Origin of the sequence: Collimonas silvisoli, assembly GCF_018305005.1 — a bacterium.
Classification (GTDB): domain Bacteria; phylum Pseudomonadota; class Gammaproteobacteria; order Burkholderiales; family Burkholderiaceae_D; genus Collimonas; species Collimonas silvisoli.
The window spans coordinates 42756-69246 of sequence record NZ_JAGQEG010000022.1; the positions used below are offsets into that span (position 1 = coordinate 42756).

25 protein-coding genes are annotated in these 26491 nt (G+C 60.0%); 21 read left to right on the top strand and 4 right to left on the bottom strand.

Features of this window, described 5'->3' with window-relative positions:
- The first annotated feature begins 21 nt into the window (after positions 1-21).
- The 7 genes from frc (KHU33_RS08165) (at position 22) to KHU33_RS08195 (ending at position 9227) form a co-directional block, all read left to right on the top strand.
- Positions 22-1290 (top strand): formyl-CoA transferase, encoded by a 1269-nt coding sequence (gene frc / locus KHU33_RS08165; RefSeq protein WP_211462260.1) that lies wholly within the window; start codon positions 22-24, stop codon positions 1288-1290.
- Positions 1291-1396: 106 nt separating this feature from the next.
- Positions 1397-1846: a PAS domain S-box protein gene (locus KHU33_RS08170; RefSeq protein ID WP_211462262.1), complete on the top strand. Its 450-nt coding sequence runs from the start codon at positions 1397-1399 to the stop codon at positions 1844-1846.
- A 56-nt stretch (positions 1847-1902) separates the two neighbouring features.
- Positions 1903-3150 (top strand): formyl-CoA transferase, encoded by a 1248-nt coding sequence (gene frc, locus KHU33_RS08175; RefSeq protein ID WP_211462264.1) that lies wholly within the window; start codon positions 1903-1905, stop codon positions 3148-3150.
- A 296-nt stretch (positions 3151-3446) separates the two neighbouring features.
- A complete protein-coding gene (gene gcvH / locus KHU33_RS08180; RefSeq protein WP_407928257.1) occupies positions 3447-3827 on the top strand; it encodes a glycine cleavage system protein GcvH in 381 nt (126 codons plus the stop codon).
- 43 nt (positions 3828-3870) lie between these two features.
- Positions 3871-6735: an aminomethyl-transferring glycine dehydrogenase gene (gene gcvP / locus KHU33_RS08185; protein ID WP_407928258.1), complete on the top strand. Its 2865-nt coding sequence runs from the start codon at positions 3871-3873 to the stop codon at positions 6733-6735.
- Between the two features lie 97 nt (positions 6736-6832).
- Positions 6833-7963, top strand: a complete 1131-nt coding sequence (gcvT, locus tag KHU33_RS08190; protein WP_211462270.1) for a glycine cleavage system aminomethyltransferase GcvT — start codon at positions 6833-6835, stop codon at positions 7961-7963.
- Positions 7964-8225: 262 nt separating this feature from the next.
- A complete protein-coding gene (locus KHU33_RS08195) occupies positions 8226-9227 on the top strand; it encodes a sulfonate ABC transporter substrate-binding protein (protein ID WP_211462279.1) in 1002 nt (333 codons plus the stop codon).
- 28 nt (positions 9228-9255) lie between these two features.
- On the opposite strand, the gene KHU33_RS08200 is transcribed toward KHU33_RS08195, so the two are convergent.
- Complete coding sequence (locus KHU33_RS08200) at positions 9256-10029, bottom strand: VOC family protein (protein ID WP_211462281.1); 774 nt, start codon at positions 10027-10029, stop codon at positions 9256-9258.
- 306 nt (positions 10030-10335) lie between these two features.
- On the opposite strand from KHU33_RS08200, the gene KHU33_RS08205 reads away from it, so the two are divergent.
- Together KHU33_RS08205 and KHU33_RS08210 are read left to right on the top strand one after the other, a co-directional pair.
- Positions 10336-10791 carry a transposase gene (locus tag KHU33_RS08205; protein WP_211462283.1) on the top strand — a complete coding sequence of 152 codons (456 nt, stop codon included), beginning with the start codon at positions 10336-10338 and terminating at the stop codon, positions 10789-10791.
- 104 nt (positions 10792-10895) lie between these two features.
- Positions 10896-11525: a class I SAM-dependent methyltransferase gene (locus tag KHU33_RS08210; protein WP_211462285.1), complete on the top strand. Its 630-nt coding sequence runs from the start codon at positions 10896-10898 to the stop codon at positions 11523-11525.
- Positions 11526-12057: 532 nt separating this feature from the next.
- Here the strand turns inward: KHU33_RS08210 and KHU33_RS26675 are convergent.
- From KHU33_RS26675 to KHU33_RS08220, 3 genes are all read right to left on the bottom strand, one after another.
- The gene (locus KHU33_RS26675; RefSeq protein WP_268907116.1) at positions 12058-12183 is read right to left on the bottom strand and encodes a hypothetical protein; all 126 of its coding nucleotides are present in this window, start codon (positions 12181-12183) and stop codon (positions 12058-12060) included.
- 84 nt (positions 12184-12267) lie between these two features.
- A complete protein-coding gene (locus KHU33_RS08215; protein ID WP_211462287.1) occupies positions 12268-12876 on the bottom strand; it encodes a TetR/AcrR family transcriptional regulator in 609 nt (202 codons plus the stop codon).
- Between the two features lie 105 nt (positions 12877-12981).
- Positions 12982-14235 carry an IscS subfamily cysteine desulfurase gene (locus KHU33_RS08220; protein WP_211462289.1) on the bottom strand — a complete coding sequence of 418 codons (1254 nt, stop codon included), beginning with the start codon at positions 14233-14235 and terminating at the stop codon, positions 12982-12984.
- A gap of 242 nt (positions 14236-14477) precedes the next feature.
- On the opposite strand from KHU33_RS08220, the gene KHU33_RS08225 reads away from it, so the two are divergent.
- The 12 genes from KHU33_RS08225 to KHU33_RS08280 all read left to right on the top strand — a co-directional run bounded on the left by KHU33_RS08225 (position 14478) and on the right by KHU33_RS08280 (position 26316).
- Positions 14478-15353: a LysR family transcriptional regulator gene (locus tag KHU33_RS08225; RefSeq protein ID WP_211462291.1), complete on the top strand. Its 876-nt coding sequence runs from the start codon at positions 14478-14480 to the stop codon at positions 15351-15353.
- A 59-nt stretch (positions 15354-15412) separates the two neighbouring features.
- Positions 15413-16885 (top strand): flavin-containing monooxygenase, encoded by a 1473-nt coding sequence (locus KHU33_RS08230; RefSeq protein WP_211462293.1) that lies wholly within the window; start codon positions 15413-15415, stop codon positions 16883-16885.
- On the top strand, positions 16882-17856 hold the full coding sequence (locus KHU33_RS08235) for an ABC transporter permease (protein ID WP_211462295.1): 975 nt from the start codon (positions 16882-16884) through the stop codon (positions 17854-17856). Before KHU33_RS08230 ends, KHU33_RS08235 begins: the two co-directional genes overlap by 4 nt.
- Positions 17853-18785, top strand: a complete 933-nt coding sequence (locus KHU33_RS08240; protein WP_230414126.1) for an ABC transporter permease — start codon at positions 17853-17855, stop codon at positions 18783-18785. Before KHU33_RS08235 ends, KHU33_RS08240 begins: the two co-directional genes overlap by 4 nt.
- Positions 18782-19789 carry an ABC transporter ATP-binding protein gene (locus tag KHU33_RS08245; protein ID WP_407928259.1) on the top strand — a complete coding sequence of 336 codons (1008 nt, stop codon included), beginning with the start codon at positions 18782-18784 and terminating at the stop codon, positions 19787-19789. The genes KHU33_RS08240 and KHU33_RS08245 overlap by 4 nt, the downstream gene beginning before the upstream one ends.
- Positions 19782-20789: an ABC transporter ATP-binding protein gene (locus KHU33_RS08250; RefSeq protein WP_211462297.1), complete on the top strand. Its 1008-nt coding sequence runs from the start codon at positions 19782-19784 to the stop codon at positions 20787-20789. The genes KHU33_RS08245 and KHU33_RS08250 overlap by 8 nt, the downstream gene beginning before the upstream one ends.
- A 56-nt stretch (positions 20790-20845) precedes the next feature.
- Positions 20846-22429 carry an ABC transporter substrate-binding protein gene (locus KHU33_RS08255; RefSeq protein ID WP_211462299.1) on the top strand — a complete coding sequence of 528 codons (1584 nt, stop codon included), beginning with the start codon at positions 20846-20848 and terminating at the stop codon, positions 22427-22429.
- 1 nt (position 22430) lies between these two features.
- Complete coding sequence (locus tag KHU33_RS08260) at positions 22431-23750, top strand: acyl-CoA thioester hydrolase/BAAT C-terminal domain-containing protein (protein ID WP_211462301.1); 1320 nt, start codon at positions 22431-22433, stop codon at positions 23748-23750.
- Positions 23747-24289, top strand: a complete 543-nt coding sequence (locus KHU33_RS08265) for a CMD domain-containing protein (protein ID WP_211462303.1) — start codon at positions 23747-23749, stop codon at positions 24287-24289. Before KHU33_RS08260 ends, KHU33_RS08265 begins: the two co-directional genes overlap by 4 nt.
- Positions 24286-24888 carry a peroxidase-related enzyme gene (locus KHU33_RS08270; protein WP_211462305.1) on the top strand — a complete coding sequence of 201 codons (603 nt, stop codon included), beginning with the start codon at positions 24286-24288 and terminating at the stop codon, positions 24886-24888. Before KHU33_RS08265 ends, KHU33_RS08270 begins: the two co-directional genes overlap by 4 nt.
- Positions 24889-25291: 403 nt before the next feature.
- Positions 25292-25543 (top strand): glycerophosphodiester phosphodiesterase family protein, encoded by a 252-nt coding sequence (locus KHU33_RS08275; protein ID WP_211462307.1) that lies wholly within the window; start codon positions 25292-25294, stop codon positions 25541-25543.
- A 116-nt stretch (positions 25544-25659) separates the two neighbouring features.
- A complete protein-coding gene (locus KHU33_RS08280) occupies positions 25660-26316 on the top strand; it encodes an energy transducer TonB (protein ID WP_211462309.1) in 657 nt (218 codons plus the stop codon).
- Positions 26317-26491 lie beyond the last annotated feature (175 nt).

Here is a 26491-nt window from a genome sequence, read left to right on the forward strand (position 1 = left end):
AGTTGAACAGGAGATTTGAAAATGACTACGGAAACAAGCAAGGCAAAACCACTGGACGGCATCCGCATCATCGACTTTACACACGTACAGGCCGGCCCCGCATGCACGCAAATGCTGGCATGGTTTGGCGCTGACGTGATCAAGGTCGAGCGGCCCGGTTCCGGCGACGTCACACGCTCGCAACTGCGCGACATCCCGGATGTCGACGCCCTGTATTTCACCATGTTGAACAGCAACAAGAGATCGCTCACGCTCGATACCAAAAAGCCGGAAGGCAAGCTGGTGCTGGAAAAGCTGATCAAGGAATCCGATGTACTGGTTGAAAACTTCGGACCGGGTGCGCTCGACCGCATGGGTTTTTCCTGGGAGCGCATCAATGAACTCAATCCAAAGATGATCGTCGCCTCCGTCAAAGGTTTCAGCGACGGCCATCACTACGACGATTTGAAGGTCTACGAAAACGTCGCCCAATGCGCCGGCGGCGCTGCTTCCACCACCGGTTTCTGGGACGGCCCGCCCACCGTCAGCGCCGCCGCCCTGGGCGATAGCAATACCGGCATGCATCTGGCGATCGGCATTCTTACCGCGCTGATCGGGCGCGACAAGAGCGGTAAAGGGCAGCGCGTCGCGGTGTCGATGCAGGATAGCGTCTTGAATCTGTGCCGGGTCAAATTGCGCGATCAGCAACGCCTGGACCGGCTCGGCTTTTTGGAAGAATATCCGCAATACCCGCACGGCACATTCAGCGATGTCGTGCCGCGCGGCGGCAATGCCGGCGGTGGCGGCCAGCCAGGCTGGGTGCTCAAGTGCAAGGGTTGGGAAAACGATCCGAATGCGTATATCTACTTCACCATCCAGGGCCATGCCTGGGCGCCTATCTGCAAGGCGATCGGCAAGGATGAATGGATAGACGATCCGGCCTACAACACGCCGAAAGCGCGCCAGCCGCATATCACCGAAATTTTCGACACGATAGAAGTGTGGCTGAAGGACAAGACCAAGTTTGAAGCGGTCGATATCCTGCGCAAATTCGACATTCCTTGCTCACCGGTGCTGACCATGAAAGAACTGGCCAACGATCCTTCGCTGCGCGCCAGCGGCACCATTACCGAGGTCGATCACAAGGAGCGCGGCAAGTATCTGACGGTCGGCAGCCCGATCAAGTTCTCCGATCTGACGCCGGAAATTACCGGATCGCCATTGCTGGGCGAACACACCGACGAGGTGCTGGCGAGCCTGGGCTACAGCGCCGGCCAGATTGCGGAATTGCACAGTGCGCAAGCGGTCTGAGGCTGGCAGCATGATGGGTGGATAATCGTCCAGATGGCGATAGCCGGCGTCCGCCCAGGGCGCCGTTTTTACATGAAAAGCGCTTTATCAATACAGGAGCAAGGATATGTCTTCCACACTTGATCTCAAACAATTGGTCGAGGCGGTTGGCGACGCCATCGTGATTTCCGACGCCGGCGGCGCCATCACCTTATGGAATCCGGCAGCCGAGCGCATGTTCGGTTTTACCCAGGGCGAGGCGCTAGGCAGGTCGCTGGACCTGATCATCCCCGAACGGCAGCGCCAACGTCACTGGGATGGTTACCAGAAGACCATGGATACCGGCGTCACCCGCTATGGCAACGATGTATTGCGGGTGCCGGCCGTGCATAAGGATGGCCACATTTTATCCATCGCGTTTACGGTGGCGTTGCTGCATACGGCAAATAACAAGGTGGCGGCGATCGTTGCGGTCATCCGCGATGAAAGCAGCCGCTTTGCGGAGGATCGCGCCTTGCGCAAACGGCTGGCGGAAATGGAAGCCAGGCTGGCGGCGCAAGAAGCTGAATCCAGTTAAGATCGAGAGGGCGCCGGGAACACGGCGCCGATGATAAATATAAACAGGAGATTTCCATGAGCAAAGCACTGGATGGCGTGCGCATTCTTGACTTCACCCATGTCCAGTCAGGGCCGACCTGCACCCAGTTGCTGGCCTGGTTCGGCGCCGATGTCATCAAGGTCGAGCGGGCCGGCGAGGGCGACGCCACACGCGGGCAGTTGCGCGATATTCCCGGGGTCGACAGCCTGTATTTCACGATGTTGAACCATAACAAACGCTCGATCACGCTCGACACCAAGAATCCCAAAGGCAAGGAAGTGCTGGAAACGCTGATCAAGGATTGCGATGTGCTGGTGGAGAATTTTGCGCCGGGCGCGCTGGACCGCATGGGCTTTTCCTGGGAGCGGATTCAAGAGTTGAATCCGCGCATGATCGTGGCCTCGGTCAAAGGTTTCGGTCCCGGCAAATACGAAGATTGCAAGGTCTACGAAAATGTCGCCCAGTGCGCAGGCGGCGCGGCTTCCACCACCGGTTTCGACGACGGCCCGCCGATGGTGACCGGCGCCCAGATCGGCGACAGCGGCACCGGCTTGCACCTGGCGCTGGGGATCGTCAGCGCACTGTATCAGCGTCACACTTCAGGCCGCGGCCAGAAAGTGCTGGCGCCGATGCAAGATGCGGTGCTGAACCTGTGCCGGGTCAAACTGCGCGATCAGCAACGGCTGGAGCGCACCGGCACCATGCATGAATATCCGCAGTATCCGGACAGCAAATTCGGCGAGGCGGTACCGCGCGCCGGCAATGCCTCCGGCGGCGGCCAGCCGGGCTCGATTCTGAAATGCAAAGGCTGGGAAACCGACCCCAACGCCTATATTTATTTCATCACTCAGGGCGCGGTCTGGCCGGCGGTCTGCAAGGTGATCGGCGAGGAGGGCTGGATTACCGACGAGGCTTACGCCACGCCTGCCGCCCGTCTATTGCATCTGAAGCCCATCTTTGCCCGCATCGAACAATGGACCATGAGCAAGACCAAATTCGAAGCCATGGAGATCCTGAATCAGTACGACATTCCATGCGGACCGATTCTGTCGATGAAAGAAATTGCCGAGGATGCTTCGCTGCGCCAGACCGGCACCATCGTCGAAGTCGATCATCCGACACGCGGCAAGTACCTGACGGTGGGTAACCCGATCAAGATGTCGGACAGCCCGACCGAAGTCACCCGTTCGCCTTTGCTGGGAGAACATACCGAGGAAGTGCTGGCGCAACTTGGCTACGGCAAGGATTACATTGCAACGTTGCGTGAAGAGAAGGTGATTTGAGTACAACATGCAGGCCCGCCTGAACCCACAGGGCCTTGCCATCGCTGATAGAGCTGGCGGGCGCTGAGGCAGTACACCCACCGCGTTCCACCGTTAAACTCCTTCGGCGATTTCTGCCATCCTTATCCCGCTCGCGGATAATTCTCAAAGAATCAAGACCTTAGCTGGTTCCGATGAATTTTCATCGCTGCCCGCTATGCCGGGTCACGGCGTATCGCAGTATCATGCATGGCGTTTCGGTCGTAAAATTCGGATAAGTAATTTGAATATCATGTTTTTTTATAAAGGAGATGGGCATGGGTCAGGAAAAATACACGGTTGAGCATGAATGGTTGCGTATCGAGGACGACGGTCTGGTGACGGTCGGCATTACCGCTTACGCGCAAGATCATCTGGGCGACCTGGTTTTTGTGCAATTGCCTGAAGTCGGCGCCGATATCGCCAAGGGCGAGGAAGCCGCGGTGATCGAATCGGTCAAGGCTGCAAGCGAAATCAATATGCCGGTTGCCGGCACAGTGGTCGAAATCAACGAGACGCTGGCGGACGAACCAGGCAAGGTGAACGAAGATCCGCTGGGCGCCGGCTGGTTCTTCAAGATGAAAGTAGACGATACGGCCGAGTTGAACAGTCTGATGGACAAAGCAGCTTATGACGCCATGATCAAAGGCCTGGCTTAAGCACAAGCGCAGTTTTACTGTTCATTAAATGAAGGAAGCACCCATGACACAATCACGGCCTGCTCTTGAAGATCTGGCGCAACATGCCGATTTCATTGAACGCCATATCGGCCCGGATCACACCCAACAAAAGGCCATGCTGACAGCTCTCGGTTTCGATTCGATCGAGGCACTGATACAGAAAGTCGTACCGGCCGCTATCCTGCAGCGGCAGCCGCTGCCACTCGGCTCCCCGCGCAGCGAAGCGGAAACGCTGGCGGCGCTGCGCCAGATCGCCGGCAAGAACCAGCTGTTCAAATCACATATCGGCATGGGTTATTACAATTGCCATACGCCGACCGTGATCCTGCGCAATCTGCTGGAAAACCCGGCCTGGTATACCGCCTATACGCCATACCAGCCGGAAATTTCACAAGGACGGCTGGAAGCGCTGCTGAATTTCCAAACCATGGTGACCGATCTGACCGGCATGGAAATCGCTAACGCCTCCTTGCTGGACGAAGCCACCGCGGCAGCCGAAGCGATGACTTTTTGCCAGCGCCTGTCGAAAAGCAAGAGCAATATCTTTTTCGTATCGCAAGACTGTTTCCCGCAAACCATCGACGTGCTGCGCACCCGCGCCGCGCCGATCGGGGTCGAGGTGGTGGTCGGCGATCATCTCAAGGATCTGGAGCGGCTGGACTGTTTCGGCGTGCTGCTGCAATATCCGACCGTCAACGGCGACATCAACGACTACGCCGACACCGCGCGTCTGGCGCACAGCAAGCAAGCGCTGGTAGTAGTTGCCGCCGATCTGCTGGCGCTGACCCTGCTGACGCCGCCGGGCGAATTCGGCGCCGATGTGGTGATCGGCAGCGCTCAGCGCTTCGGCGTGCCGCTCGGTTATGGCGGCCCGCACGCGGCGTATTTCGCCACCCTGGACGCGGACAAGCGCGTGATGCCGGGACGCCTGGTCGGGGTCTCCATCGACAGCCGCGGCGAACCGGCTTACCGGCTGGCGATGCAAACCCGCGAACAGCATATCCGCCGCGAGAAAGCCACCAGCAACGTCTGCACCGCACAGGTATTGCTGGCCAATATCGCCAGCATGTATGCGGTCTATCACGGCCCAAGCGGGCTGAAAACAATAGCGCAACGGGTGCACCGGCTGACGGCGATCCTGGCCGAGGGCTTGCGTCAGTTGCACCATGCGGTGCCGACCGCCAGTTTCTTCGACACCATCACCGTGCATACCGGCGGCCACACCCAGGATATCCATGCGGCGGCGCGCAGCCAGTCGGTCAATTTGCGCTTGATCGACGACGGCAGCGTTGGCGTTGCGCTGGACGAAACCAGCACCCGCGCCGATGTCGAGGCGTTGTGGAATATCTTTGCCGTCGGCAAGCCGCTGCCTTCGTTCGCTGCGCTGGAAAACGCTGTCGCAGAACGGATCCCGCCGGCGCTGATGCGCAGCAGCGCTTTCCTGACGCACCCGGTATTCAACAGCCATCATTCGGAAACCCAGATGCTGCGTTATCTGCGCGCACTGGCCGACAAGGATCTGGCGCTGGACCGCAGCATGATACCGCTCGGCTCTTGCACCATGAAGCTCAACGCCACCACCGAAATGATTCCCGTCACCTGGCCGGAGTTCGCTGCGCTGCATCCGTTCGCACCGCTCAACCAGGCTCTGGGATATCAGCAACTGGTGGCCGATCTGGAGCAGATGCTGTGCGTCTGCACCGGCTACGATGCGGTCTCGCTGCAGCCTAACGCCGGTTCGCAAGGCGAATACGCCGGCTTGCTGGCGATCCGCGCGTATCACCAAAGCCGCGGCCAGGGCGAGCGCAATATCTGCCTGATCCCGAGCTCTGCCCACGGTACCAATCCGGCCACCGCTCACATGGCCGGCATGAAAGTGGTGGTGGTGCAATGCGACGAGCAAGGCAATGTCAATGTCGCCGATCTGCGCGCCAAGGCCGATCAGCACGCCGGCGATCTGGCGGCTCTGATGATTACCTATCCCTCGACCCATGGCGTGTTCGAACAAGCCATCGGCGAGATCTGCGAAATCGTCCACGCCCACGGCGGCCAGGTGTATATCGACGGCGCCAACATGAACGCGATGGTCGGCTTGTGCGCGCCGGGCAAGTTCGGCGGCGACGTCTCGCACCTGAATCTGCACAAAACCTTCTGCATCCCGCACGGCGGCGGCGGACCGGGTGTCGGCCCGATCGGCGTCAAAGCCCATCTGGCGCCTTTCCTGCCGGGCCACCGGATGCTGGAAAAGGGCATCGCGCCGGTCTCGGCAGCGCCTTGGGGCAGCGCCAGCATCCTGCCTATCACCTGGGCTTACATCACGCTGATGGGTGCGCCAGGATTGCGCCAGGCCAGCGAGGTGGCGATCCTCAACGCCAACTACATCATGCATCGGCTGGCGCCGCATTATCCGGTCTTGTACAGCGGCAGCGACGGTCTGGTGGCGCATGAAGGCATCATCGATCTGCGGCCGCTCAAGGACAAGACCGGGATCACGGTGGAGGACGTCGCCAAGCGCCTGATCGATTATGGCTTCCACGCACCGACCATGTCGTTCCCTGTAGCCGGCACCCTGATGATCGAGCCGACCGAAAGCGAATCCAAGGAAGAACTGGATCGTTTCTGCGACGCCATGATCGCGATTCGCGAAGAGATCAGGGCCGTCGAGAACGGCGATATCAAGGCGGAGCAGACGGCGTTGCGGCATGCCCCGCATACCGCCCAGGATTTAACCGATAAATGGGAGCGTGCGTATTCGCGCGAACAAGCCGTATTCCCCTTGAAATCGCTGCGCCAGAATAAATACTGGCCGCCGGTCGGGCGGGTCGATAATGTCTACGGCGACCGCAATCTGGTTTGTTCCTGTCCGCCGATGGCGGATTACGAGTAGAGCGCAGGGAAGAGAAAGGCAGGGCGGGCGCAGCGCAAGGCGTAGCGCCCGCCCTGACAATCCGATCAAGCTACTGATAAAAAAAGGACATTTTTTCATGAGTGATACCAGCCACGCCGCAGCGGCGGCGCGCACGCCGCTATACCAGTTGCACCTGGAGCTAGGCGCCAAGATGGTGCCGTTTGCAGGCTATGACATGCCCTTGCAATATCCAAGCGGCATTCTCAAGGAACACATGCACACTCGCAGCCAGGCCGGCCTGTTCGACGTTTCGCACATGGGGCAATTGCGCCTGAGCGGCGCCGATGCCGCCGCCGCGCTGGAGTTGCTGGTGCCGGTCGATATTGTCGACCTGCCCGTAAATCGACAGCGTTACGCCATGTTCACCAATCCGCAAGGCGGGATCCTCGACGATTTGATGGTGGCCAATGCCGGCGATCATCTGTTCCTGGTGGTGAACGCGGCTTGCAAGCAGCAAGACACAGCACACCTGCGGCAACATCTGTCCAGCCGTTGCCAGATCGAGGAATTGAGCGACCGTTCCTTGCTCGCCTTGCAGGGACCGGCCGCCGCCGCCGTCATGGCGCGCCTCGCACCAGGTACCGCGCAGATGGTCTTCATGCAAACCGCGAGAATCACGCTGGCAGGCAGCGATTGTTTTGTCAGCCGCTCAGGATATACCGGCGAAGACGGCTTTGAAATTTCAGTGCCGAATGCTGAAGTCGAAGCCTTGGCGCGGCTGCTGCTGGCGCAACCCGAGGTGGCGCCTATCGGCCTTGGCGCGCGCGATTCCCTGCGGCTGGAAGCCGGCCTCTGCCTGTATGGCCACGACATGGATGCCAGCACCACGCCGGTCGAAGCCAGCCTGGGCTGGGCCTTGTCCAAGGCGCGCCGCACCGGCGGCGCCCGGGCCGGCGGTTATCCCGGCGCTGAACTGATCCAGCGCCAGCTTGAGCAAGGCGTCGGCCGCAAGCGGGTCGGCTTGCTGCTCAAGGATCGGATGCCGGCGCGCGAGGGCGCCGAACTGGTCGATGCCGATGGTAAACAAGTAGGCAAAATCACCAGCGGCGGCTTCGGACCGACGCTCGGCAGTCCGGTGGCGTTGGGTTATGTCGATAGCGCACACGCGCAAATCGGCACATTGTTGCAGGCAATGGTGCGCGGCAAGGCGGTGCCGATTGAAGTGGTCAAGACGCCGTTTACCCCGACCCGTTATTTCCGCGGCTGACAGCTGAATTAAACGGTTTGCCAAAAGACCTGCCTGACACTCTGCCGGCTACATGAGAACGCGCCCAATTGAGATTTGTATCTCAGTTGGGCGCGTTCTCTTTTTTTCATTCCTCCGGCAATCGTTGTTCAGCGTTCCCAGAGAATCCATCATTCCCTTGATATCTGAATTCCGACTATCCGGAGAAGAATTTATTCGTTCGCTTTATTTTGTCCTCTTATTAAGATCGGGCTAACTTAATCCGCTTCATCGAGAAGGCAATATGAGTGATAACAACAGATCCAGATTTAAAAACAATACGCAGGCGGGCCAGCGCCGCCGCCTGTTACAGGCCGGTTTAGGCATCGCCGCAGTGGCGGCTTTAGCGCCGGCTTTATCACCGTTGGCCGCTTACGCCGCGCAACGCGAATTCCGGATCGGCTATCAGAAAGGTTTGCTCAGCTTGCTGAAAAAACGCGGCACGCTGGAACAGCGCCTGGCGCCTTTGGGCGTGACAGTCAAGTGGATAGAATTCAGCGCCGGGCCGGTGCAGCTGGAGGCGCTGAATGTCGGCTCCATCGATTTCGGCGACGTCGGCGAAGCGCCGCCGATTTTTGCCCAGGCCAACGGCACGCCTATCGCGTATGTCGCGGCAACCGTGCCACGCCCGGCGGTGGAAGCGGTGCTGATTCCGGCGGCTTCCACGATCAAGACGGTGGCTGATCTGAAGGGAAAAAAGATTGCCCTGAACAAGGGCTCGAATGTGCATTATTTTTTAGTCAAGCTGTTGCAAAAGAACGGCTTGAACTATAGCGACGTCAATCCGGTCTGGCTGTCGCCGGCCGACGCCCGCGCCGCGTTCGAGAAGGGCGTGGTCGACGCCTGGGTGATCTGGGAACCGTTTCTTGCAGCAGCCGAGAAGACCTTGTCAGCCCGCATCCTGGCCGACGCCAGCGGCGTCGTCAAGAATCGCGCCTATTATTTTTCTTCCAAAGAGTATTCGAAAAAAAATGACGACATCCTCGATATCGCCATCGAAGAACTCAATCAGATCGATCTCTGGGGCCAGGCGCACCGTAGCGACCTGGCGGCCGAACTGTCAGCGGTATGGGGCTTGCCCAAGCCGATCGTCGATGTGCTGGTGGCGCGCTCATCCTTTGGCACGGGGCCGATCACCAAAACAATATTGGCAGAGCAGCAGATCATTGCCGACACATTCTTCGAGCTGAAACTGATTCCGAAGCAGATCGATGTGCGCGACGCCGCGCCAGCGGCTTTGGGTTGAACCTCTTCAAACCGACACAGCGCAACGTTCAACGCTGCTCTGACACCAAGGCAAACATGGCGCCTTGCGGATCCAGGCCCTGGACGATCCATTTGCCGCCAGGAACCTGATGCGGGCCCATGATGACCTTGCCGCCGCCCTGGTTGATGCGGGTAACTGCGGCGTCTATTCCTGCGACGTTGACGTAATACAGCCAGCAAGGGACCGGCATATCGGGCGTCTTGGTCATCATGCCGCCGATTGCCGGGCCGCCGCTGGCGAAGGTCTGGTAGACGCCCATTGGCCCCATGTCGATCGCTTCATCCTTGGTCCAGCCGAACAGGCCGGCATAGAAAGCGAAGGCTTTTTCGCCATCGCCGGCGTGCAGTTCATGCCAGCCGATATGGCCCGGCGTGCCGGCTGCCGCCGGCGTCGGCTCGGCGTCGCTATTGCCTTTGAATAAAATGAATGGCGCGCCATCCGGATCGGCGGCTACGGCAAAGCGGCCGACGCCGGGAATATCGTCAGGTGGACGCCGGATCGCGCCGCCTGCGGCGGCGACCCGCGCCGCATAGGCGTCGACATCGCTGACGGCGATATAGCCGCTCCAGCAAGGCCGCGCCCCCATGGCGCGCGCATCTTCCGGGATCGGCATCAAGCCGCCGACCATGGTCGGCCCGGCAGACAATATGGTGTAGGAGCGGTCGCCCATGCCGGCGTCCTGCATGCTCCAGCCGACCACGTTCTGATAGAAAGACTCAGCGGCCCTGATATCGCTGGTCATGAGGTCGTACCACACAAATTTTGCTTGATCAGTAGACATTTGGCTTGACTCCTTGGTTTGATTTTGAGGGAAGCGCAGTTCCAGATGGTGGCCGCTCCAGAGCGGCCCGGCAGATTGCAAGCAGGCGGACGCCGGCATCGCAGTGCTTGAATACTACAACATTCACTCGCAATTCATAGGGCGAAGAGTTGATAGCTACGCCGCGGCGCAATAAGTCGCCGCTGCAAAATCAGATTTCTCCTACATACGGATCAACACGGCGTTATTAATATGATCATGCAGTAAAGCAGGCCGGCGATGCTGACAAAGCTGGCTTCCTTCACAACCAACGAGTTGCGGAAATATATGATAAAACTTCAAGATGAACAGTGGCAAGAACTGGAACCCTTCCTGTTGGGGAAGCAGGGCGACCCTGGCGCCAACGCAAAGAACAATCGCTTGTTCATTGAGGCGGTTCTTTGGATTGTGTCGCGCAATTCTGCGTGGCGTCATTTGCCGCGGGAGTTCGGCAACTGGACTGCGGCGTATATGCGTTTCCGGCGCTGGAATGAATGCGATTTCTGGCGTCAGCTGACCCAAAGCGAAGTGAGGGATCCCGCCTTGCTGCAATTGCTGGAACGGATCGTTGACTACGGCGATCTGTATACCAGGCGCATCGAGCAACGCCAGGAGCGGAGAATCTGCAGGACCGTGTACGAGGCGACGCTGGCTCCGGCCGACGGCGCGCAAGCTGTCAAGCAACTGGCTTTGTCGCCAAGTGAGTCGATCTTGCATTGGGTTCATCTGGTCGCGCCGCGCTAAGCGGCCGGCGTAACGGTGCATTGCTTGTCCGTGGTGCAGTTTTCGGTATGGCGCTTTGGATATCGTAGTTGGATATCTCTCATCAGTGCGCTAAAGTATGGAGCATGATACTACCGCCTTCAGATCTGCAAAAAATTGCCGCTCTTACCCTGGAGCATTACAATCAGCACGCCGACGATTTCCGCGACGGCACCCGCGATCACGACGTCAGCCAGAATATTGCTGCGCTGCTGCGCCATATCAAGGGTGCGCCGCCGTTCTCGATTCTCGATGTCGGCTGCGGCCCGGGGCGCGATCTGCGCACATTCAGCAAGCTCGGGCACATCGCCGTTGGCGTCGAAGGCGCTGAACGCTTCGTCGAGATGGCAAGAGCGGACAGCGGTTGCGAAGTCTGGCACCAGGATTTTCTCAAGCTGGATTTTCCGGACAGCCGTTTCGACGGCGTCTTCGCCAATGCGGCCTTGTTCCATATTCCCAGCCAGGAACTGCCGCGCGTGCTGCGCCAGTTCCACGCCACGCTAAAACCTGAGGGCGTGCTATTCAGCTCCAATCCACGCGGCAGCAACGAAGAGGGCTGGAATCGCGGACGCTACGGCGCCTACCATGATCTCGCCGCATGGCGGCATTTCATGGCGGATGCCGGTTTTGTCGAGCTTGAGCATTATTACCGGCCGGACGGCCTGCCGCGCGATCAGCAGCCCTGGCTGGCCAGTGTCTGGCGCAAGCAGTCGTGAGGCAACAGGCAGCACTAGGGCCTGTTAACAATTGATTTGGGAGATGCGTTCCAACCAAAACGTGTGGTGGCAAGGGTGTAGCAGGGAATTCGTGCAGCACTGCTGCACGCCTGCGTAACGATCCCGCATGCAGGCGGGTATGCGCCCTGCAAGGGCGTGGCTTGCTGGGGCTGGTGCCCCAGCAAGCCATGCAACGCGGCCAGCACACGTTTTGGTTGGAACCCTTCGGGAACGGCTGCAGGCGTCGCATGCCGTTGTTGCAGCTCCTTGCCGTAGCACCGCTACGTCGCGTCGCTGCGCCTAGGCACGCAACGCCTGCCGCGCGTTCGCACTCACAAATCAATTGTTAACAGGCCCTAAACCACCTCTAGTTTTTCGGCCCGAGGAATTGCCTCACCGTCTCTATCACGTCCGGGTCTTTCAACAAGCGGCGATGCCCCAGATTGCGTGTGCTGAACAGCCGCGCATCAGGCAGTTTTTCCATCAGTATTTGTGCCGCGGAAAACGGCACCTGCGGTTGATTGGGCTTCGATCAAAAGAAGATGAAATCGTCATTGCAGGCGGGCACAAGTTGTCCTGTCAGATAAATCAAGCGCCATAGAGCCAGGCCGATAACGGCAGCGGCGACGAAAATGATGGACCCGGCAATAATTAACATAATCGCTCCTTGAATCGCACGTGTGTGCGAAATTGACGCGTAAAAAAATCGAATGTCCCGTTCTGCAGAGTTTATTGCCGGGTTTTATCCGTGATAGTTGAAGCTGCGATAGGTCGAAGTCAGGCGTTCATAGGCGTTGCGCACCCGATCTTGCGCCTTGGGGTCGCGCAAAAAACGCGCATCGTGCATCAGCCCGACCATCAGGCTGTAGATCTCGAACACCAGTTGTTCCGGATCGGTGTCGGGCCGCAAATGACCGGCCTCCAGCGCCTGGACGATAGCGCGCCGCAGTACCGCACGCCAGCGCAATACATTCTGTTGCAGCCGCTCGCGCATGGGGCTGTCGACATCGTCGTATTCGAAAGCGCCCGCTACATAAATGCAGCCGCTGACATTGCAGGCGCGGTATATCCAGTTCATCACCAGCGCGTTGAGGCGCGGCAGGCCGCGCGGTTGCGCCATCGCCGGGGTGAATACGTCGGCGGTAAAACGGCGGTCGAACTCATTGATGACCGCCTCATGCAAGGCTTCGCGCGAACCGACGCGTGAGAATACGCCGCTTTTGCTGATCCCCAGCCGTTTCGCCACTTCGCCCAGAGACAGGCTCTCCAGGCCTTGGGTGGCGACCATGTCCAATGCCGTATCGACAATAGCCGCCAGGGTGAGCTCGCTTTTTTCGGTGTGGGTATCCATGCGGAACAGTTTAGCACTACCGTGCGAAATATGTCAGGTGTTTTTTAGGTCGCATACAAGGCATGCGCCATTATCAAAAAAACAGGTGCTGTACTCAGCGTCGGTCTAGTTCGCCAGGCTAGAGTCTTGCTGTGTCGGCGCCTGCGCCAGCAGCAATTTCCGCAAGGTGGCGACGGTATAGTCGATTTCTTCGACGGTGGTGTAGCGTCCCAAGGAAAACCGGATCGCGCTGCGCGCCAGCGCATCGGAACGTCCCAGGTTCGACAATACGTAGGATGGCGCGGCATTGGCCGAATTGCAGGCGGAACCGGCCGATACCGCGATATCCATCAGTTGGGCTGCGATCGGCGTGTTGCCGCCGAGATCGAAACTGAGGTTCAGGTTGTGCGGAACGCGCTGCTGCCGGTCGCCGTTGAGAATCACCCCGGGACAATCGCTCAAGCCGTCCCACAAGCGGTCGCGCAAGCCGCGTATCCGCTCGCTTTCGCTCTCCAGCGATTGCGCCGCCAGGCTGAAGGCTGCGCCCATGCCGACGATCTGATGGGTTGCCAGGGTGCCGGAGCGCATGCCGTTTTCATGGCCGCCGCCGTCGATCTGCGCTTCCAGCTTGAATTTAGGATCGTGCCGGACGAACAGCGCGCCTATCCCCTTGGGGCCGTAAATCTTGTGCGCGCTGAATGACATCAGGTCGACTTTCAGCGTGCGCAGATCGATCGCGATCTTGCCTGCCGCCTGCGCCGCGTCGACGTGAAATACGATGTCGCGCTCGGCGCAGATTTCTCCCAGTTGCGCAATCGGCTGGATCACGCCGATTTCGTTGTTCACCATCATCACCGACGCCATGATGGTGTCCGGCCGCAGCGCAGCCTTGAAGCTATCCAGGCTGACCAAGCCATTCGGCAGCGGTTGCAGATAAGTGACTTCGAAGCCTTCGCGCTGCAGCGTGCGCATGGTGTCGAGCACCGCTTTGTGTTCTGTGCTCAGCGTGACCAGGTGGCGGCCGCGGCCACTCTCCCGCAGAACATGGGCGGCGCCTTTCAGGGCCAGGTTATTGGATTCGGTGGCGCCTGAGGTCCAGACGATTTCGGCGGTTTGCGCACTAACCAGCGTGGCAACCTGTTTGCGCGCCTTTTCCACTGCCGCCCGGGCGTCCCAGCCAAACGCATGCGAGCTGCTGGCCGGATTGCCGAATTTCTCCGTCAGGTATTCGCACATCTTGGCCGCTACCGCCGGGTCGACCGGGGTGGTGGCTGCATAGTCCAGATAGATGGGAAGTTGAGGTGTTGCCGCTGCATTGCCGGTCCGGCTTGTCGCGCGATGGTTAGGGATTCCGGTGGTACAGGGACTGGTAGCGGTCATGGTGGCTGCTTCGAAAATAAGATTGACGTCAGGTTACGGTGAAATAGTTATTTGAAAAACGAATGTTATTTAATTTCTATATACGTTTTTTGATTGATTGGGGTGCGCGGTGTTTGCATTGGGCAGATTTCTGAATGCCATTCCATCGTTGAAGTTTTTTGGCATTTGCTTATGCAAAATAATTATACTCAAATCGAATACATATAATCATATAATCCGGAATTTATATATACCAATATGCCATGGACCTGAATCAACTGGAAGCTTTTTCCGCAGTGATGACGATCGGCAGCGTGACCGGCGCCGGGCGCAGCCTCGGCCGTTCGCAGCCAGCCGTCAGCAAGGCGATCCAGGATCTGGAAAACGAACTCGGTTATGCCTTGTTCGACCGCAACGGCCCCCGCGTTACCCCCACCGACAAGGCGTTCCTGCTGTACGAAGAAGTCGAGCGTTCGCTGGTCGGCTTGCGCACCATCCGCGAGAGGGCGCAGGAAATCGGCCGCGACGAGCAGCAGCCGATCCATCTGGTGGCGACGCCGGCGCTGGCGTCGACCATCGCGCCGATGGCGCTGAAGTTGATTGAATCGCAAGGTTTGCCCGAGCATATCCATTTGCGCAGCGCCTCGGCCGAGCAAGTGGTCCATTCGGTGCTGCACCGGACGGTCAGCCTGGGCTTGACCAGCTTGCCGATCGCCCATCGCGGACTGGATCTGCACTGGATCGGCGAAGCGCCCTGCGTCGCGGTGATGCGCGCCGACAATGCGCTGGCGGACAAGGCCGTGATCAGCGCCGACATGCTGCACGGGCAACGGATTATCACCATGTCCAATCGTTACCGGCTGCGGCAACGCATCGACAGCGCGCTGGGCAACGGCGCTGCCCTGGATGTGGCGATAGAAACCAACACCTCGTTCAACGCCGTCATGGCGGCGATAGCCGGTTTGGCGGTGAAGCCGCTGGCAGTGAATATTCCGTTTTATTTCGGTGTCGTCACGCCTTACGGCAAGCCGATCGATGGCGTCACCCAGGCATTGATCGGCGCGCTTGAAACCGCCGCCCGCAACATCCTGCACGGCTTCGTCAAGCGCGACGCCAGCCAGCACGACGATTTGCTGTAAGCCACCTGAATAACCGCCCGACTAAGCTTGCCTCGACCTTGAACCTAGCGCCAATCACCATGCACAATCACAAATCACTTCAGCAAGCCAGCTTAGAGAGGGGACTGGCGGCATTGGAAGCTCGGCTGCAGCAGGAGCTGGCATGGCTGGATCTGCCCGCCAAATCCTGGGTGCCGCCACTGATGCTAGATGGTCTAGCGGTGCTGGACGCGGCCGTCATCGGCGGCGGCCAAGCCGGCATGGCTGCCGCCGCCTCGCTGCTCCAGCTCGGCATCGGCGCGGTGATTTTCGATCAGTCGCCGGCCGGCTACGAAGGGCCGTGGGCCACCACCGCACGCATGGAAACCTTGCGCTCGCCCAAAAAACTGACCGGCCCGGCGCTGGGTTTTGGCGCGCTGACTTTCCGCGCCTGGTACGAGGCGCAGTTCGGGCTGGAGGCATGGGAGGCGCTGGACAAGATCCCGCGCCTGCAATGGATGGACTACCTGCGCTGGTACCGGCGGGTGCTGGCGCTGGATGTGCGCAACCAGCATCGCATCGAGGCGATCTTGCCGCGTGCCGACGGCGTGGTGGAGTTGCGCGTGGTCACGCCGGCCGGCGTCTCGACCGTCCTGGCGCGGCGCGTGGTGCTGGCCACCGGGCGCGACGGCCTGGGCGGCGCCTGCCTGCCGCCGCAAGCCGCGCACTTGCCGCCTGAGCGCTGGGCGCATTCTGCCGAGGCTATGGATTACACCGCGCTGGCCGGTTTGCGGGTCGGCGTGATCGGCGCCGGCGCTTCCGCCATGGACAGCGCCGCCACGGCGCTGGAGGCCGGCGCCGCCAGAGTCGATCTGCTGATCCGGCGCCAGGATCTGCCGCGCATCAACAAGGGCAAGGGCGCCGGCAATCCGGGCCTGACCAACGGCCACCTGCATTTGCCGGATGAATGGAAGTGGCGCATCCGCCATTACATCAATCTGCAGCAGACGCCGCCGCCGGGCGCCAGCGTGCAGCGGGTAGCCCGGTTTGCCAATGCGCGTTTCATCTTCGGTGCGGCGATCGGCGATATTTCCGTCAGCGAACCAGGCCTGCGGGTGACTACCGCACGCGGCGTATTCGATCTCGATTTCCTGATTTTTTCCACCGGCTTCCGCATCGACTGGACCGTGCGTCCTGAATTCGCCGCCATCGCGCCGCATATCCGCAACTGGCGCCAGCGCTATACGCCGCCGAATGGCGACGAAGATGAGGAACTGGCCGATTCGCCCGATCTGGGAACGGCCTTCGAATTCCAGCAAAAGCAACCGGGCGGCTTGCCTGGCCTGGAACGGGTCCATTGCTTCTGCTATCCGGCCGCACTCAGCCACGGCACCTTGTCGGGCGATATTCCCGCCATCAGCGACGGCGCGCAAAGGTTGGCGCAAGGCATTGCGGCATTGCTGTATCGCGAAAATATCGACAGCCACTACCTGAACATTCAGCGCTACGACGAACCGGAGCTGCTGGGCGATGAATGGCTGGCAGCCGAACCGACGCCGGAGGAACGGCGATGAGCTCGGCCATCTTGCGCAGCCTGCTGCAAGCGCTGATGGTTGTGCTGCTGATGACCGTGATCGTGTTTTTCGGCTTGCACATGATCGGCAATCCGGTCGATATCCTGATCGGCCAGGATGTCGACCAGGTCGACCGCCTGCGCATCATCCATCAGCTCGGGCTCGATCAGCCGCTATGGCGTCAATACCTGAGCTTTTTGAATGGTGCGCTGCATGGCAATCTGGGCAACAGTTTCGTCTACAACCAGCCGGCCATCATGCTGATTTTCCAGCGGCTGCCGGCCACCCTGGAGCTGGCTTTCGCGGCGCTGATCATGGCGGTGCTGATCGGCGTCCCGCTCGGTTTGCTGGCCGGCCTGTTTCCCGATCATCCGATGTCCAAGCTGGTAATGACCGGCAGCATTCTCGGCTTTTCCCTGCCGACTTTCTGGATCGGCCTGATGCTGATCATGGCCTTCAGCGTTTCGCTCGGCTGGCTGCCTTCCGGCGGACGCGGTGCAACGGTCACCTGGTTCGGCGTCAAATGGTCGTGGCTGACGGCCGACGGCTTGCGCCATTTGATCTTGCCGGCGCTGAATCTGGCGCTGTTCAAGATTTCGCTGGTGATCCGCCTGACCCGCGCCAATGTGCGTGAGGTGCTGCCGATGGATTTCGTCAAGTTTGCCCGCGCCAAAGGCTTGTCGCCGCTGCGGGTGGTGCTGATGTACGTATTACGCAATACCATGATTCCGCTGGTGACCGTACTCGGGCTGGAACTGGGCTCGACCATTGCCTTCGCGGTGGTCACCGAAACCATCTTCGCCTGGCCCGGCGCCGGCAAGCTGATCCTGGACAGCATCAACGCTCTCGACCGGCCGGTCATCGTGGCCTACATGATGGTCATCGTCTGCCTGTTCGTGACGCTCAACCTGATTGTCGACGTGCTCTACAAGCTGCTCGATCCGCGCGTGCGGGTGGAGTACAAGGCATGAGTACCCCGATGAAATTGGATGCCTTGGCCATCACGCCGACGCCAGTTCCGCGCCGCGAATCGCCGTGGCGGCGCGTGCTGCGCGATTTCCTGGCGTCGAAATCCGCCATGGTGGGGCTGGGCGTGGCCCTGGCGTTGATGATCGCCGCCTTGGCCGCGCCGTGGCTGACGCCGCAAAACCCTTACGACCTGATGCAGCTCGACGTGCTCGATGCACGCCTGCCGCCCGGCGCCATCAACGGCCTCGGCACGTTTCACTATTGGCTGGGCACCGACGGCCAGGGCCGCGATCTGTATTCCGGCATCCTCTACGGCTTGCGCATCAGCGTTGGCATCGGTGTCGGCTCAGCCTTGATCGCCGGGGTGATCGGCAGCTTGGTCGGCTTGCTGGCAGCATATTGCGGCGGCAAGATCGACGCCTTGCTGATGCGCCTGGCCGATCTGGTGCTGTCCTTCCCGTCGATCCTGGTCTCGATGCTGATCCTGGCGTATCTGGGCAAGGGCATCGTCAATGTGATGGCGACGCTGGTGCTGCTGGAGTGGGCCTATTACGCCCGCACCGCACGCGGCCAGGCGCTGGTCGAGCGGCAAAAGGAGTATGTCGAAGCCGCACGCGGGCTGGACATATCCGGCTGGCGCATCATGGTGCATCACATCCTGCCCAATTGCCTGCCGCCGCTGATCGTGATCAGCACCTTGCAGATCGCGCGCGCCATCATGCTGGAAGTGACGCTCAGCTTTCTTGGGCTGGGCGTGCCGATTACCGAACCGTCGCTGGGCCTGTTGATCGCCAACGGCTACCAATACATGCTGGCCGGCGAATACTGGATCAGCTTTTATCCCGGCATTGCCTTGCTGACCGTGATCGTCGCCATCAACCTGGTGGGCGACCGCTTGCGTGACGTGATGAATCCGAGGTGGCAGAAATGAGCATGGCGCCAACCCTGGAAGTGCGTAATTTGCGCACCCATTTTTTCACCCGCGAAGGCGTATTGCCGGCGGTCGACGATGTCTCGCTGCGGCTGGAGCGCGGCCGCATTCTCGGTCTGGTCGGCGAATCGGGATCGGGCAAGACTGTCACCGGTTTCTCGATACTGGGTCTGCTGGACCCGCCGGGGCGGGTTGTCGGCGGCCAGATATTGTTCCAGGGAGCCGATCTGCTGACGCTGGATAAACGTGCCTTGCGCCAGCTGCAAGGCAACCGCATCGCGATGATTTTCCAGGATCCGATGATGACCCTCAACCCGGTGCTGCGGATCGAAGCGCAAATGGTCGATGCTGTGCTGGCGCACAGCAAACTCAGCCAAAAAATCAGCAAAACGCAAGCGCGCGAACTGGCGCGCGAGACGCTGGGCATGATGGGCATCGCCAGCCCCGAGGAACGGCTGCAAGCCTATCCGCACCAGCTATCGGGCGGCATGCGCCAGCGGGTGGCGATTGCGATTGCCATGCTGCACAAGCCGGACCTGATCATCGCCGACGAACCCACTACCGCGCTGGACGTGACGATCCAGGCGCAGATACTCTCTGAAATGCAAAACCTGGCGCGCCTGCACGGCACTGCGCTGATCTGGATCACCCACGATCTGTCGGTGGTAGCCAGCCTGGCCGATGAAATCGCGGTCATGTATTCCGGCCGCATTGTCGAGCAGGGCGCGGTGTCGGAGGTGCTGGATCGGCCTCTGCATCCTTATACCCAAGGCTTGATCGGCAGCCTTCCCAGCAACAACCGGCGCGGCCAGCGCCTGCGCCAGATTCCAGGCATGACGCCGAACCTGCTGCAGCTGCCCGCCAGCTGCGCCTTCGCCGCCCGCTGTGAAAGAGTCAGCGAACGCTGCCAGCAGCGTCCGGAGATCAGCGAACCGGTCGGCGGCCATCTGCTGCGCTGTTTTCATCCGGCGCTGCCGACCCAACCGGAGCCGCAATTTGGATAGCAAAACACCCTTGGTGGAAACCAGGCGCGTCAGCAAACGCTTCGGCGAGCGCAAGCCACACCCATTCGAAAATCTGCTGCAGGCGCGCGGCTGGATGCGGCCAGCCGCCGTCACCCGTGCGCTGGATGAAGTCGATCTGCAAGTCATGCCGGGCGAGGTAGTCGGCCTGGTGGGCGAATCCGGCTGCGGAAAATCGACGTTGGGACGGATCGTCAGCGGCCTGCTGCCTCTGTCGAGCGGACAAGTGCTGGTCGACGGCGCCGATCGCAGCAGCTTGAGTGCGCGCAGCGAACACGAGGCCCGGCTCAAGATCCAGATGATTTTCCAGAATCCCTACGCCAGCCTGAATCCGCGCCTGCGGGTCGACCAGATCGTCGGCGAAGCGGCGCTGATCCACGCCAAGGTCGGCAGGGCGGAATTGGACGACTATGTCTGCGCGCAATTGCTGCAAGCCGGTCTCGATCCGCAATTGCGCGACCGTTACCCGCACCAGTTCAGCGGCGGCCAGCGCCAGCGCATCGGCATCGCCCGCGCCTTGGCGGTGCAGCCGCAGATGCTGGTCTGCGACGAGGCGGTGGCGGCGCTGGATGTCTCGATCCAGGCGCAGATCCTGAATCTGTTCATGGATCTGCGCGAGCAGCTGGGATTGACCTATCTATTCATCAGCCACGACCTCGGGGTGGTCGAGCATGTCTCGGACCGGGTGGTCATCATGTATCTGGGGCGGATTGTCGAAAGCGCTAGCGTGGAAGACTTGTTCGCTCGCCCCAATCATCCCTATACCCAAGCCTTGCTGGCGGAAGTGCCAAGACTGCAGGCGCGCAACAAACTGTTTACCGCAATCAAGGGCGAGATTCCCAGCCCGCTGAATCCGCCACCCGGCTGCCACTTTCACCCGCGCTGCCCGCATGCGATGCAGCGTTGCCGGGAGCAAGCGCCAGTCTTGAAAGAGATCGCAGCAGGGCACCGCAGCGCCTGTCATTTGAACGATGTGAAATAAAGTAGAAATAAGCAGCAACCGATAAGCTCCGATGAACCGCAACCGAGGATGATGTTATGAAAAAAACGCTGTTTTCCAGCCTGTTGGCTGTCGCTCTGTTAAGTGCGGCTTCAGCCGGCGCGCAAACCCCGAATCAGACCCTGAACATTGCTTTCGCCGATCCTTTGTCGTCGCTCGATCCGCAACTCAATAATCATGCCGGCGACCGTTCGGTCGACCTGCATTTCTGGGATCTGCTGGTCGAGAATAATTTCAACAAGCTGCAGCCCGGCCTGGCCCTGAGCTGGAAGAATATCGATCCCAAGACCTGGGAATTCAAATTGCGCAGCAACGTCAAGTGGCAAGACGGCACGCCGTTCACCGCCGCCGACGTCATCTACTCCTATCAGCGCGCCCGCAATGTGCCGGGCAGCGTGGCGACTTTCGCCGGCTACCTGCGCACGGTCGAAACGGTCAGCGCCAAGGATCCGCTGACCTTGGTCGTCAAGACCAATATCGCCAATCCGGATCTGCCGCTGAACCTGGCTTCGGTACACATCGTCAGCAAGCATGTCGGCGAAAAATCCAACACCGAGAATTACAATAGCGGCGCGGCGGTGGTCGGCACCGGTCCCTACAAATTCGTCTCCTACATGCCGGGCGACCGGGTGGTGATGGAGCGCAGCAAGGACTATTGGGGCAGCCAGCCTTTGTGGGAAAAGGTCAATTACCGCTATATCAATAACGCCGCCGCCCGCACTGCGGCCTTGTTGTCCGGCGATGTCGATGTGATCGACAAGGTCTCGGTCTCCGATCTGGCCAAACTCAAGCAATCGCCGAATATCAAGGTGTTCCCTTACAACGGTTTGCGCGTGCTGTTGCTGCAACCTAGCTTCCACCAAGGCTCTAATCCCTACATTGCCGACAACAACGGCAAGCTGCTGGACAAGAACCCGCTGCTCGATGTGCGCGTGCGCCAAGCGCTGTCGCTGGCGATCAACCGCAAGGCCCTGGTCGACCGCATTCTGCAAGGCGCCGCCACCGAGGCCAACCAGTGGATGCCGGCTGATACCTTTGGCTACAATCCGGCCATCAAGAATATCCCCAACGACGTGACGCAAGCCAAGAAATTGCTGGCCGACGCCGGCTTCCCGCAAGGCTTCAAGCTGACCATCCATGTACCTAACGACCGCTATCCGCAAGCGCCGGAAACGGCCCAGGCGATAGCGCAATTCTGGACTCGCATCGGCGTCAAGACCAAGGTTGAAGTGCTGCCGTGGGCCGCCTATGCGGCACGCGCCAACAAGAATGAATTTGCGGTCAGCATGCTGGCATGGGGCAACGGCACCGGCGAAGCCAGTTATGCGCTGGTGAATGTGCTGGCCACGGCCGACGCCAAAAAGGGACTGGGCGCATCGAACTGGGGCCACTATAGCAATCCGGCGATAGACAAGGCCCTGGCCGATTCCACCGCCGAATTCGATGTGGCAAAACGCGAGGCGATCTTGCGCGATGCCGCCAAGATCGTCTCCGACGACGCCGGCGTGATCCCGCTATATCACTACCAGAATATCTGGGCGGCGAAAAAAGGCTTGAAAGTCACGCCCGTCAGCAGCGACCGCACCACAGCGATGATGGTGACGCAGGACGGCAAGAAATAAGATGCCTGCTCCGTTCGAAATCGAAGTCAGCCCGGCCGCCGACTTGATCGACGTAGCACGCCGCATCGTTGTGCGTGGCGCCATGCCCGGCGAACTGGTGGAGATCAACTGCCGCACTTTGCGTTGCGGCAGCTACTGGCAAAGCAGTGCGCGTTTTGTTGCCGATGCCAGCGGCCAGGTCGATCTGACGCTGGCTGAGCCGGTCGCAGGAGACTATCAGGGTGTCTCGGCGATGGGGCTGTTGTGGTCGCAGACGCCGGAGCAGGAGGGACGGCGCGAACTGTTCAACGCCAGCGTGCAGGAGCCGATCGTTACGGTATTGCGAGCCAAGGCCGGCAACGGCAGCGTCTGTGCCAGCGCCGAACTGGTGCAGCGCCTGTGCGCCGCAGGTGTCAGCCGCAGGGAAGTGCGCGAACAGGGCCTGGTTGGCACGCTGTTCCTGCCGCCCGGCGCTGGTCCGCATCCAGCCGTGATGATATTGAACGGTTCCGGCGGCGGCATCAACGAGGCCAGGGCGGCGCTGTATGCCTCGCACGGTTACGCCGCTCTGGCGCTGGCTTATTTCAAGGCACCCGGCTTGTCGGACTATATTTCCAACACGCCGCTGGAATATTTTCAAAACGCCCTGGACTGGATCCGGCGCAGCTTGACGCCGCAGAAGGATTTCGTCGCCATCAGCGGCCAGTCACGCGGCGGCGAGCTGGTATTGCTGCTGGCCGCCACCTTCCCGCAGCAAGTGTCGGCGGTACTGGCTTATGTGCCGAGCGCATTGGTCCACAGCGGCCAGAACGCCGCCGATCCGGCGGTGGGGCGGGAAGGGCCGACCTGGCTGCTGGACGGCAAAGCGCTGCCGCATCAATGGCAAAACAATCGCAGCGCGAGCTGGCTGCCGTTTGACCAGGGGCCGCCGCCGCATCGGCATGCATTGGCAATGCTAACCGCCCTCGAAGATGAAGATGCAGTGATGCGGGCGCGCATCCCGGTGGAAAAAATTCAGGCGCCGGTGTTGTTGCTGTCGGCCAGCGACGACGGTTCCTGGCCGTCCAGCCTGTATTCGAAAATGATCAGCGACAAGTTGCAGGAAGTCTCGCATCCGTATCCGGTCGAATGGCAGAATTACCAGGATGCGGGACATGCGATTCTGTTTCCCTATGTGCCGACCACCCAGATCAGCTATGCCCATCCGGTATCCGGGCGCATTAGTACCGGCGGCGGCCAGCCGGCCGCCAACGCCCATGCCGATCGCCATTCGTGGCAGCAGGCGCTGGCTTTCTTGCAAAACGCTGTGACTGCACACCCATCTAAAAAGGAAATTTCATGAGTGCTCAAATGGTCGGCATCGAGGACGATGTCATCGATAAACTGGTCGGTTTGCAGTCTGGCGGCAGTACCCATGCCTTGCGCCATCAGCGTGAAAAAGTGGTCATCGCGACCCAAGGCAGCTATCGCACGCTGTTCGATCCGGCATTGGCCGGCATCGGCCTGGATGAGCGGCTGCTGGTGGCGCTGTATGCCTGCCGGCTCAGCGGCGCTGGCGATCTGGCGGCGCACTATCGCCAGCAACTGGAGGCGCTCTCGGTAGACGCGCAGCAACTGGCGGCCGCCACGGAAGGGCAGCCGGAACAATTGCCAGCATGGCGCTTGCGCGCCATGCTGATTTTTACCCGCGCCCTGACGCAGCGGCCGGTCGAGGGCGATAAAGAAGCCCTGCACGCCTTGCCTGGCGCCGGCATCAGCACCGCCGCAGTAGTGGCGCTGTCGCAACTGATTGCCTTCATCTCATATCAAGTCCGCGTCGTCGCCGGCTTGAAAGCGATGGAGATGCTGGTCAAACAGTCGTCTGGCAAGGAGCAAGCATGAGCAATATCATCAAGTCACATGGATTCACCAATGAAGTGCTGGACTGGAAAGCATGGCTGGACGTGATCGATATCGAGAACGCCACGGAAGAGCAGATCAAGGTGCTGGACGAAAGCCATCCAAAGGCCAAGGTGTCGGACTATTATCTATTCCTCGGCCATCAGCCGGACATCCTGCGCCAGCGTTCCGCCGCTTTCAACGCCATCATGTACGCACCGGGCGGCATGTCGCGCGCGGAGCGGGAGCTGGGAGCGATGGTGGTGTCGCGCATCAACGGCTGCGTCTATTGCGCCTCGGTGCATGCGCAGCGCTTCGAGCAACTCGCCAAGCGTAACGACACCGTGCAGCAAGTATTCGACGATCCGTATCAGGCCGGTATCAACACCCGCGAGCAAGCGATTTCGACATTTTCCGCCGCACTCACAGACGCCCCCGGTGAAATCGACGCCGCCAGCATCCGGGGATTGCAGGAAGCCGGTTTGAGCGAGCTGGAGATTCTCGACCTGATCCACTCGGTAGCCATCTTTGCCTGGGCCAATCGGCTGATGCTGAATCTGGGTGAGCCGGTATTTCCCGCCGCCGCTGCCGATCCGGTTTAGTGTGCTCTTGCTGTTTTGCGTAAATCGGTGCCTAGCCTGTTGTTCGGTAATCAAAAAATCAAGCTGCTTGGAGACAATGCCGAGCGCTTGAGCGATCTTTTCGCGTGACGATTGTTTTACAAAAGAACTATCGTCATTTTGCGGTCACAAATTATCAGTAATATCCACCCGCTTCTCATGTCAGTTCTTCCTGACTTTTGACGCAGACTTCTGATAAAGGCAAAAGATAGCATGGACAGCAAGCGCAGAAATATCATCAAAGCCGCGATGACCGGCACCGTCGCGGTCTGCCTCGGGAAAACGCGCTTTGTGTCGGCGGCCACGGTTGCAACGGCCAGCAAGGTGGAAGTGTTTGGGCACCGGGGTGCTTGCGCTTTGCGGCCCGAGCATACCCTGGCCTCGTATGCAAAGGCCATCGGATGGCCGGCTGGACGCGCCGACTTCCCTGGTCAGCGATGCACATCGCGCCGGCTTGCTGGTGCACGTCTGGACCTTCCGTCCTGAGAACCGCTTTATCGCAGCTGATTTCCGGGACGGCAATGGCGAGAATGCTCGCAACGTGCAGGGATCGATCGCAGAAATCCGCCGTTATATTGAAGCCGGTGTGGATGGATTCTTTACCGATGATCCGGAAGTGGGCAGGGCGGCCTTGTAGCAACACTCCTGATCAAACGTCCGGCTAAAGCACTATTAGTCCAGATATCAAGACATAACTGTCGCTGATTGGTTGGTTTTATTTTTACTGAAAAATGCAGTATCTGAGGAAGAAGTATGGATTTCGCGCAGGACGGGAGAAGCCCTCCCAGGAATTTAGTTGGTATCGGCGTGGTGGTTGTTCTGCATGTCTTTATCGTTTATGCGCTGCTTACCGGCTTGGCGCGCAAGGTTGTGGAAGTGATTCAGCAACCGGTTGAAACCAAGATCATCGAAGAGTTCAAGCCGCCGCCACCCCCACCGCCGCCACCGAAGCAGGTGATCCCGCCGCCGCCGAAATCGGTTGCGCCGCCACCACCGTTCGTACCTCCGCCAGAGGTAAAAGTAACGCCGCCGCCGCAAGAGGACGTGATTGCAGCCGTCACCAATGTCAAACCGCCGACCAATGATTTGCCTACTTCTGTGGCGCCGCCTTCTGCCGCTGCATCCGGCCCGCCAGCGCATACCAGCGCGAAGGTAGCGGGAAATTGCGAGAAACCGGAGTACCCGAGATCTTCATTGCTCAATGAAGAAGAGGGCGTTGTGACAGTCAAGCTGACGATCGGCGCCGACGGCAACGTGGTCGATTCCGCCGTCGAAAAGAGCAGCGGTTTCAGAGACCTGGACCGCGCCACAGTGAAAGCCTGGAGCTTGTGTCATTTCACCCCGGCCATGGCCGACGGCAAAGCGGTGCAATCCTCGACCAAGATGCAGTACGTCTGGAAGCTCGAATAAGCAAGCCCAGCGCGAACCCTTCACCACGTCGCGATTGCGGCAATCTACTTTCTCAAATTTGGAGTATCAGCATGTTTATCACTCGTAATCGCTTATCCGCCCTGGCCGCCGCCCTGATGATCTCCGCTGCGACGCTCTCCGCGCCGCTGGCAGTTGCCCAGATTCCTGCTGCTTC

Bases quoted from the DNA above. Each gene is read 5' to 3' on its own strand.
- KHU33_RS08280 (WP_211462309.1), top strand. From the start codon at position 25,660: ATGGATTTCGCGCAGGACGGGAGAAGCCCTCCCAGGAATTTAGTTGGT.
- KHU33_RS08275 (WP_211462307.1), top strand. From the start codon at position 25,292: ATGCAAAGGCCATCGGATGGCCGGCTGGACGCGCCGACTTCCCTGGTC.
- frc (WP_211462260.1), top strand. From the start codon at position 22: ATGACTACGGAAACAAGCAAGGCAAAACCACTGGACGGCATCCGCATC.
- KHU33_RS08260 (WP_211462301.1), top strand. From the start codon at position 22,431: ATGCCTGCTCCGTTCGAAATCGAAGTCAGCCCGGCCGCCGACTTGATC.
- KHU33_RS08225 (WP_211462291.1), top strand. From the start codon at position 14,478: ATGGACCTGAATCAACTGGAAGCTTTTTCCGCAGTGATGACGATCGGC.
- KHU33_RS08235 (WP_211462295.1), top strand. From the start codon at position 16,882: ATGAGCTCGGCCATCTTGCGCAGCCTGCTGCAAGCGCTGATGGTTGTG.
- KHU33_RS08265 (WP_211462303.1), top strand. From the start codon at position 23,747: ATGAGTGCTCAAATGGTCGGCATCGAGGACGATGTCATCGATAAACTG.
- frc (WP_211462264.1), top strand. From the start codon at position 1,903: ATGAGCAAAGCACTGGATGGCGTGCGCATTCTTGACTTCACCCATGTC.
- KHU33_RS08230 (WP_211462293.1), top strand. From the start codon at position 15,413: ATGCACAATCACAAATCACTTCAGCAAGCCAGCTTAGAGAGGGGACTG.
- KHU33_RS08215 (WP_211462287.1), bottom strand. From the start codon at position 12,876: ATGGATACCCACACCGAAAAAAGCGAGCTCACCCTGGCGGCTATTGTC.
- KHU33_RS08200 (WP_211462281.1), bottom strand. From the start codon at position 10,029: ATGTCTACTGATCAAGCAAAATTTGTGTGGTACGACCTCATGACCAGC.
- KHU33_RS08220 (WP_211462289.1), bottom strand. From the start codon at position 14,235: ATGACCGCTACCAGTCCCTGTACCACCGGAATCCCTAACCATCGCGCG.
- gcvH (WP_407928257.1), top strand. From the start codon at position 3,447: ATGGGTCAGGAAAAATACACGGTTGAGCATGAATGGTTGCGTATCGAG.
- KHU33_RS08205 (WP_211462283.1), top strand. From the start codon at position 10,336: ATGATAAAACTTCAAGATGAACAGTGGCAAGAACTGGAACCCTTCCTG.
- KHU33_RS08245 (WP_407928259.1), top strand. From the start codon at position 18,782: ATGAGCATGGCGCCAACCCTGGAAGTGCGTAATTTGCGCACCCATTTT.
- KHU33_RS08240 (WP_230414126.1), top strand. From the start codon at position 17,853: ATGAGTACCCCGATGAAATTGGATGCCTTGGCCATCACGCCGACGCCA.
- gcvP (WP_407928258.1), top strand. From the start codon at position 3,871: ATGACACAATCACGGCCTGCTCTTGAAGATCTGGCGCAACATGCCGAT.
- KHU33_RS08195 (WP_211462279.1), top strand. From the start codon at position 8,226: ATGAGTGATAACAACAGATCCAGATTTAAAAACAATACGCAGGCGGGC.
- KHU33_RS08255 (WP_211462299.1), top strand. From the start codon at position 20,846: ATGAAAAAAACGCTGTTTTCCAGCCTGTTGGCTGTCGCTCTGTTAAGT.
- KHU33_RS26675 (WP_268907116.1), bottom strand. From the start codon at position 12,183: ATGTTAATTATTGCCGGGTCCATCATTTTCGTCGCCGCTGCCGTTATC.
- KHU33_RS08210 (WP_211462285.1), top strand. From the start codon at position 10,896: ATGATACTACCGCCTTCAGATCTGCAAAAAATTGCCGCTCTTACCCTG.
- KHU33_RS08170 (WP_211462262.1), top strand. From the start codon at position 1,397: ATGTCTTCCACACTTGATCTCAAACAATTGGTCGAGGCGGTTGGCGAC.
- gcvT (WP_211462270.1), top strand. From the start codon at position 6,833: ATGAGTGATACCAGCCACGCCGCAGCGGCGGCGCGCACGCCGCTATAC.
- KHU33_RS08270 (WP_211462305.1), top strand. From the start codon at position 24,286: ATGAGCAATATCATCAAGTCACATGGATTCACCAATGAAGTGCTGGAC.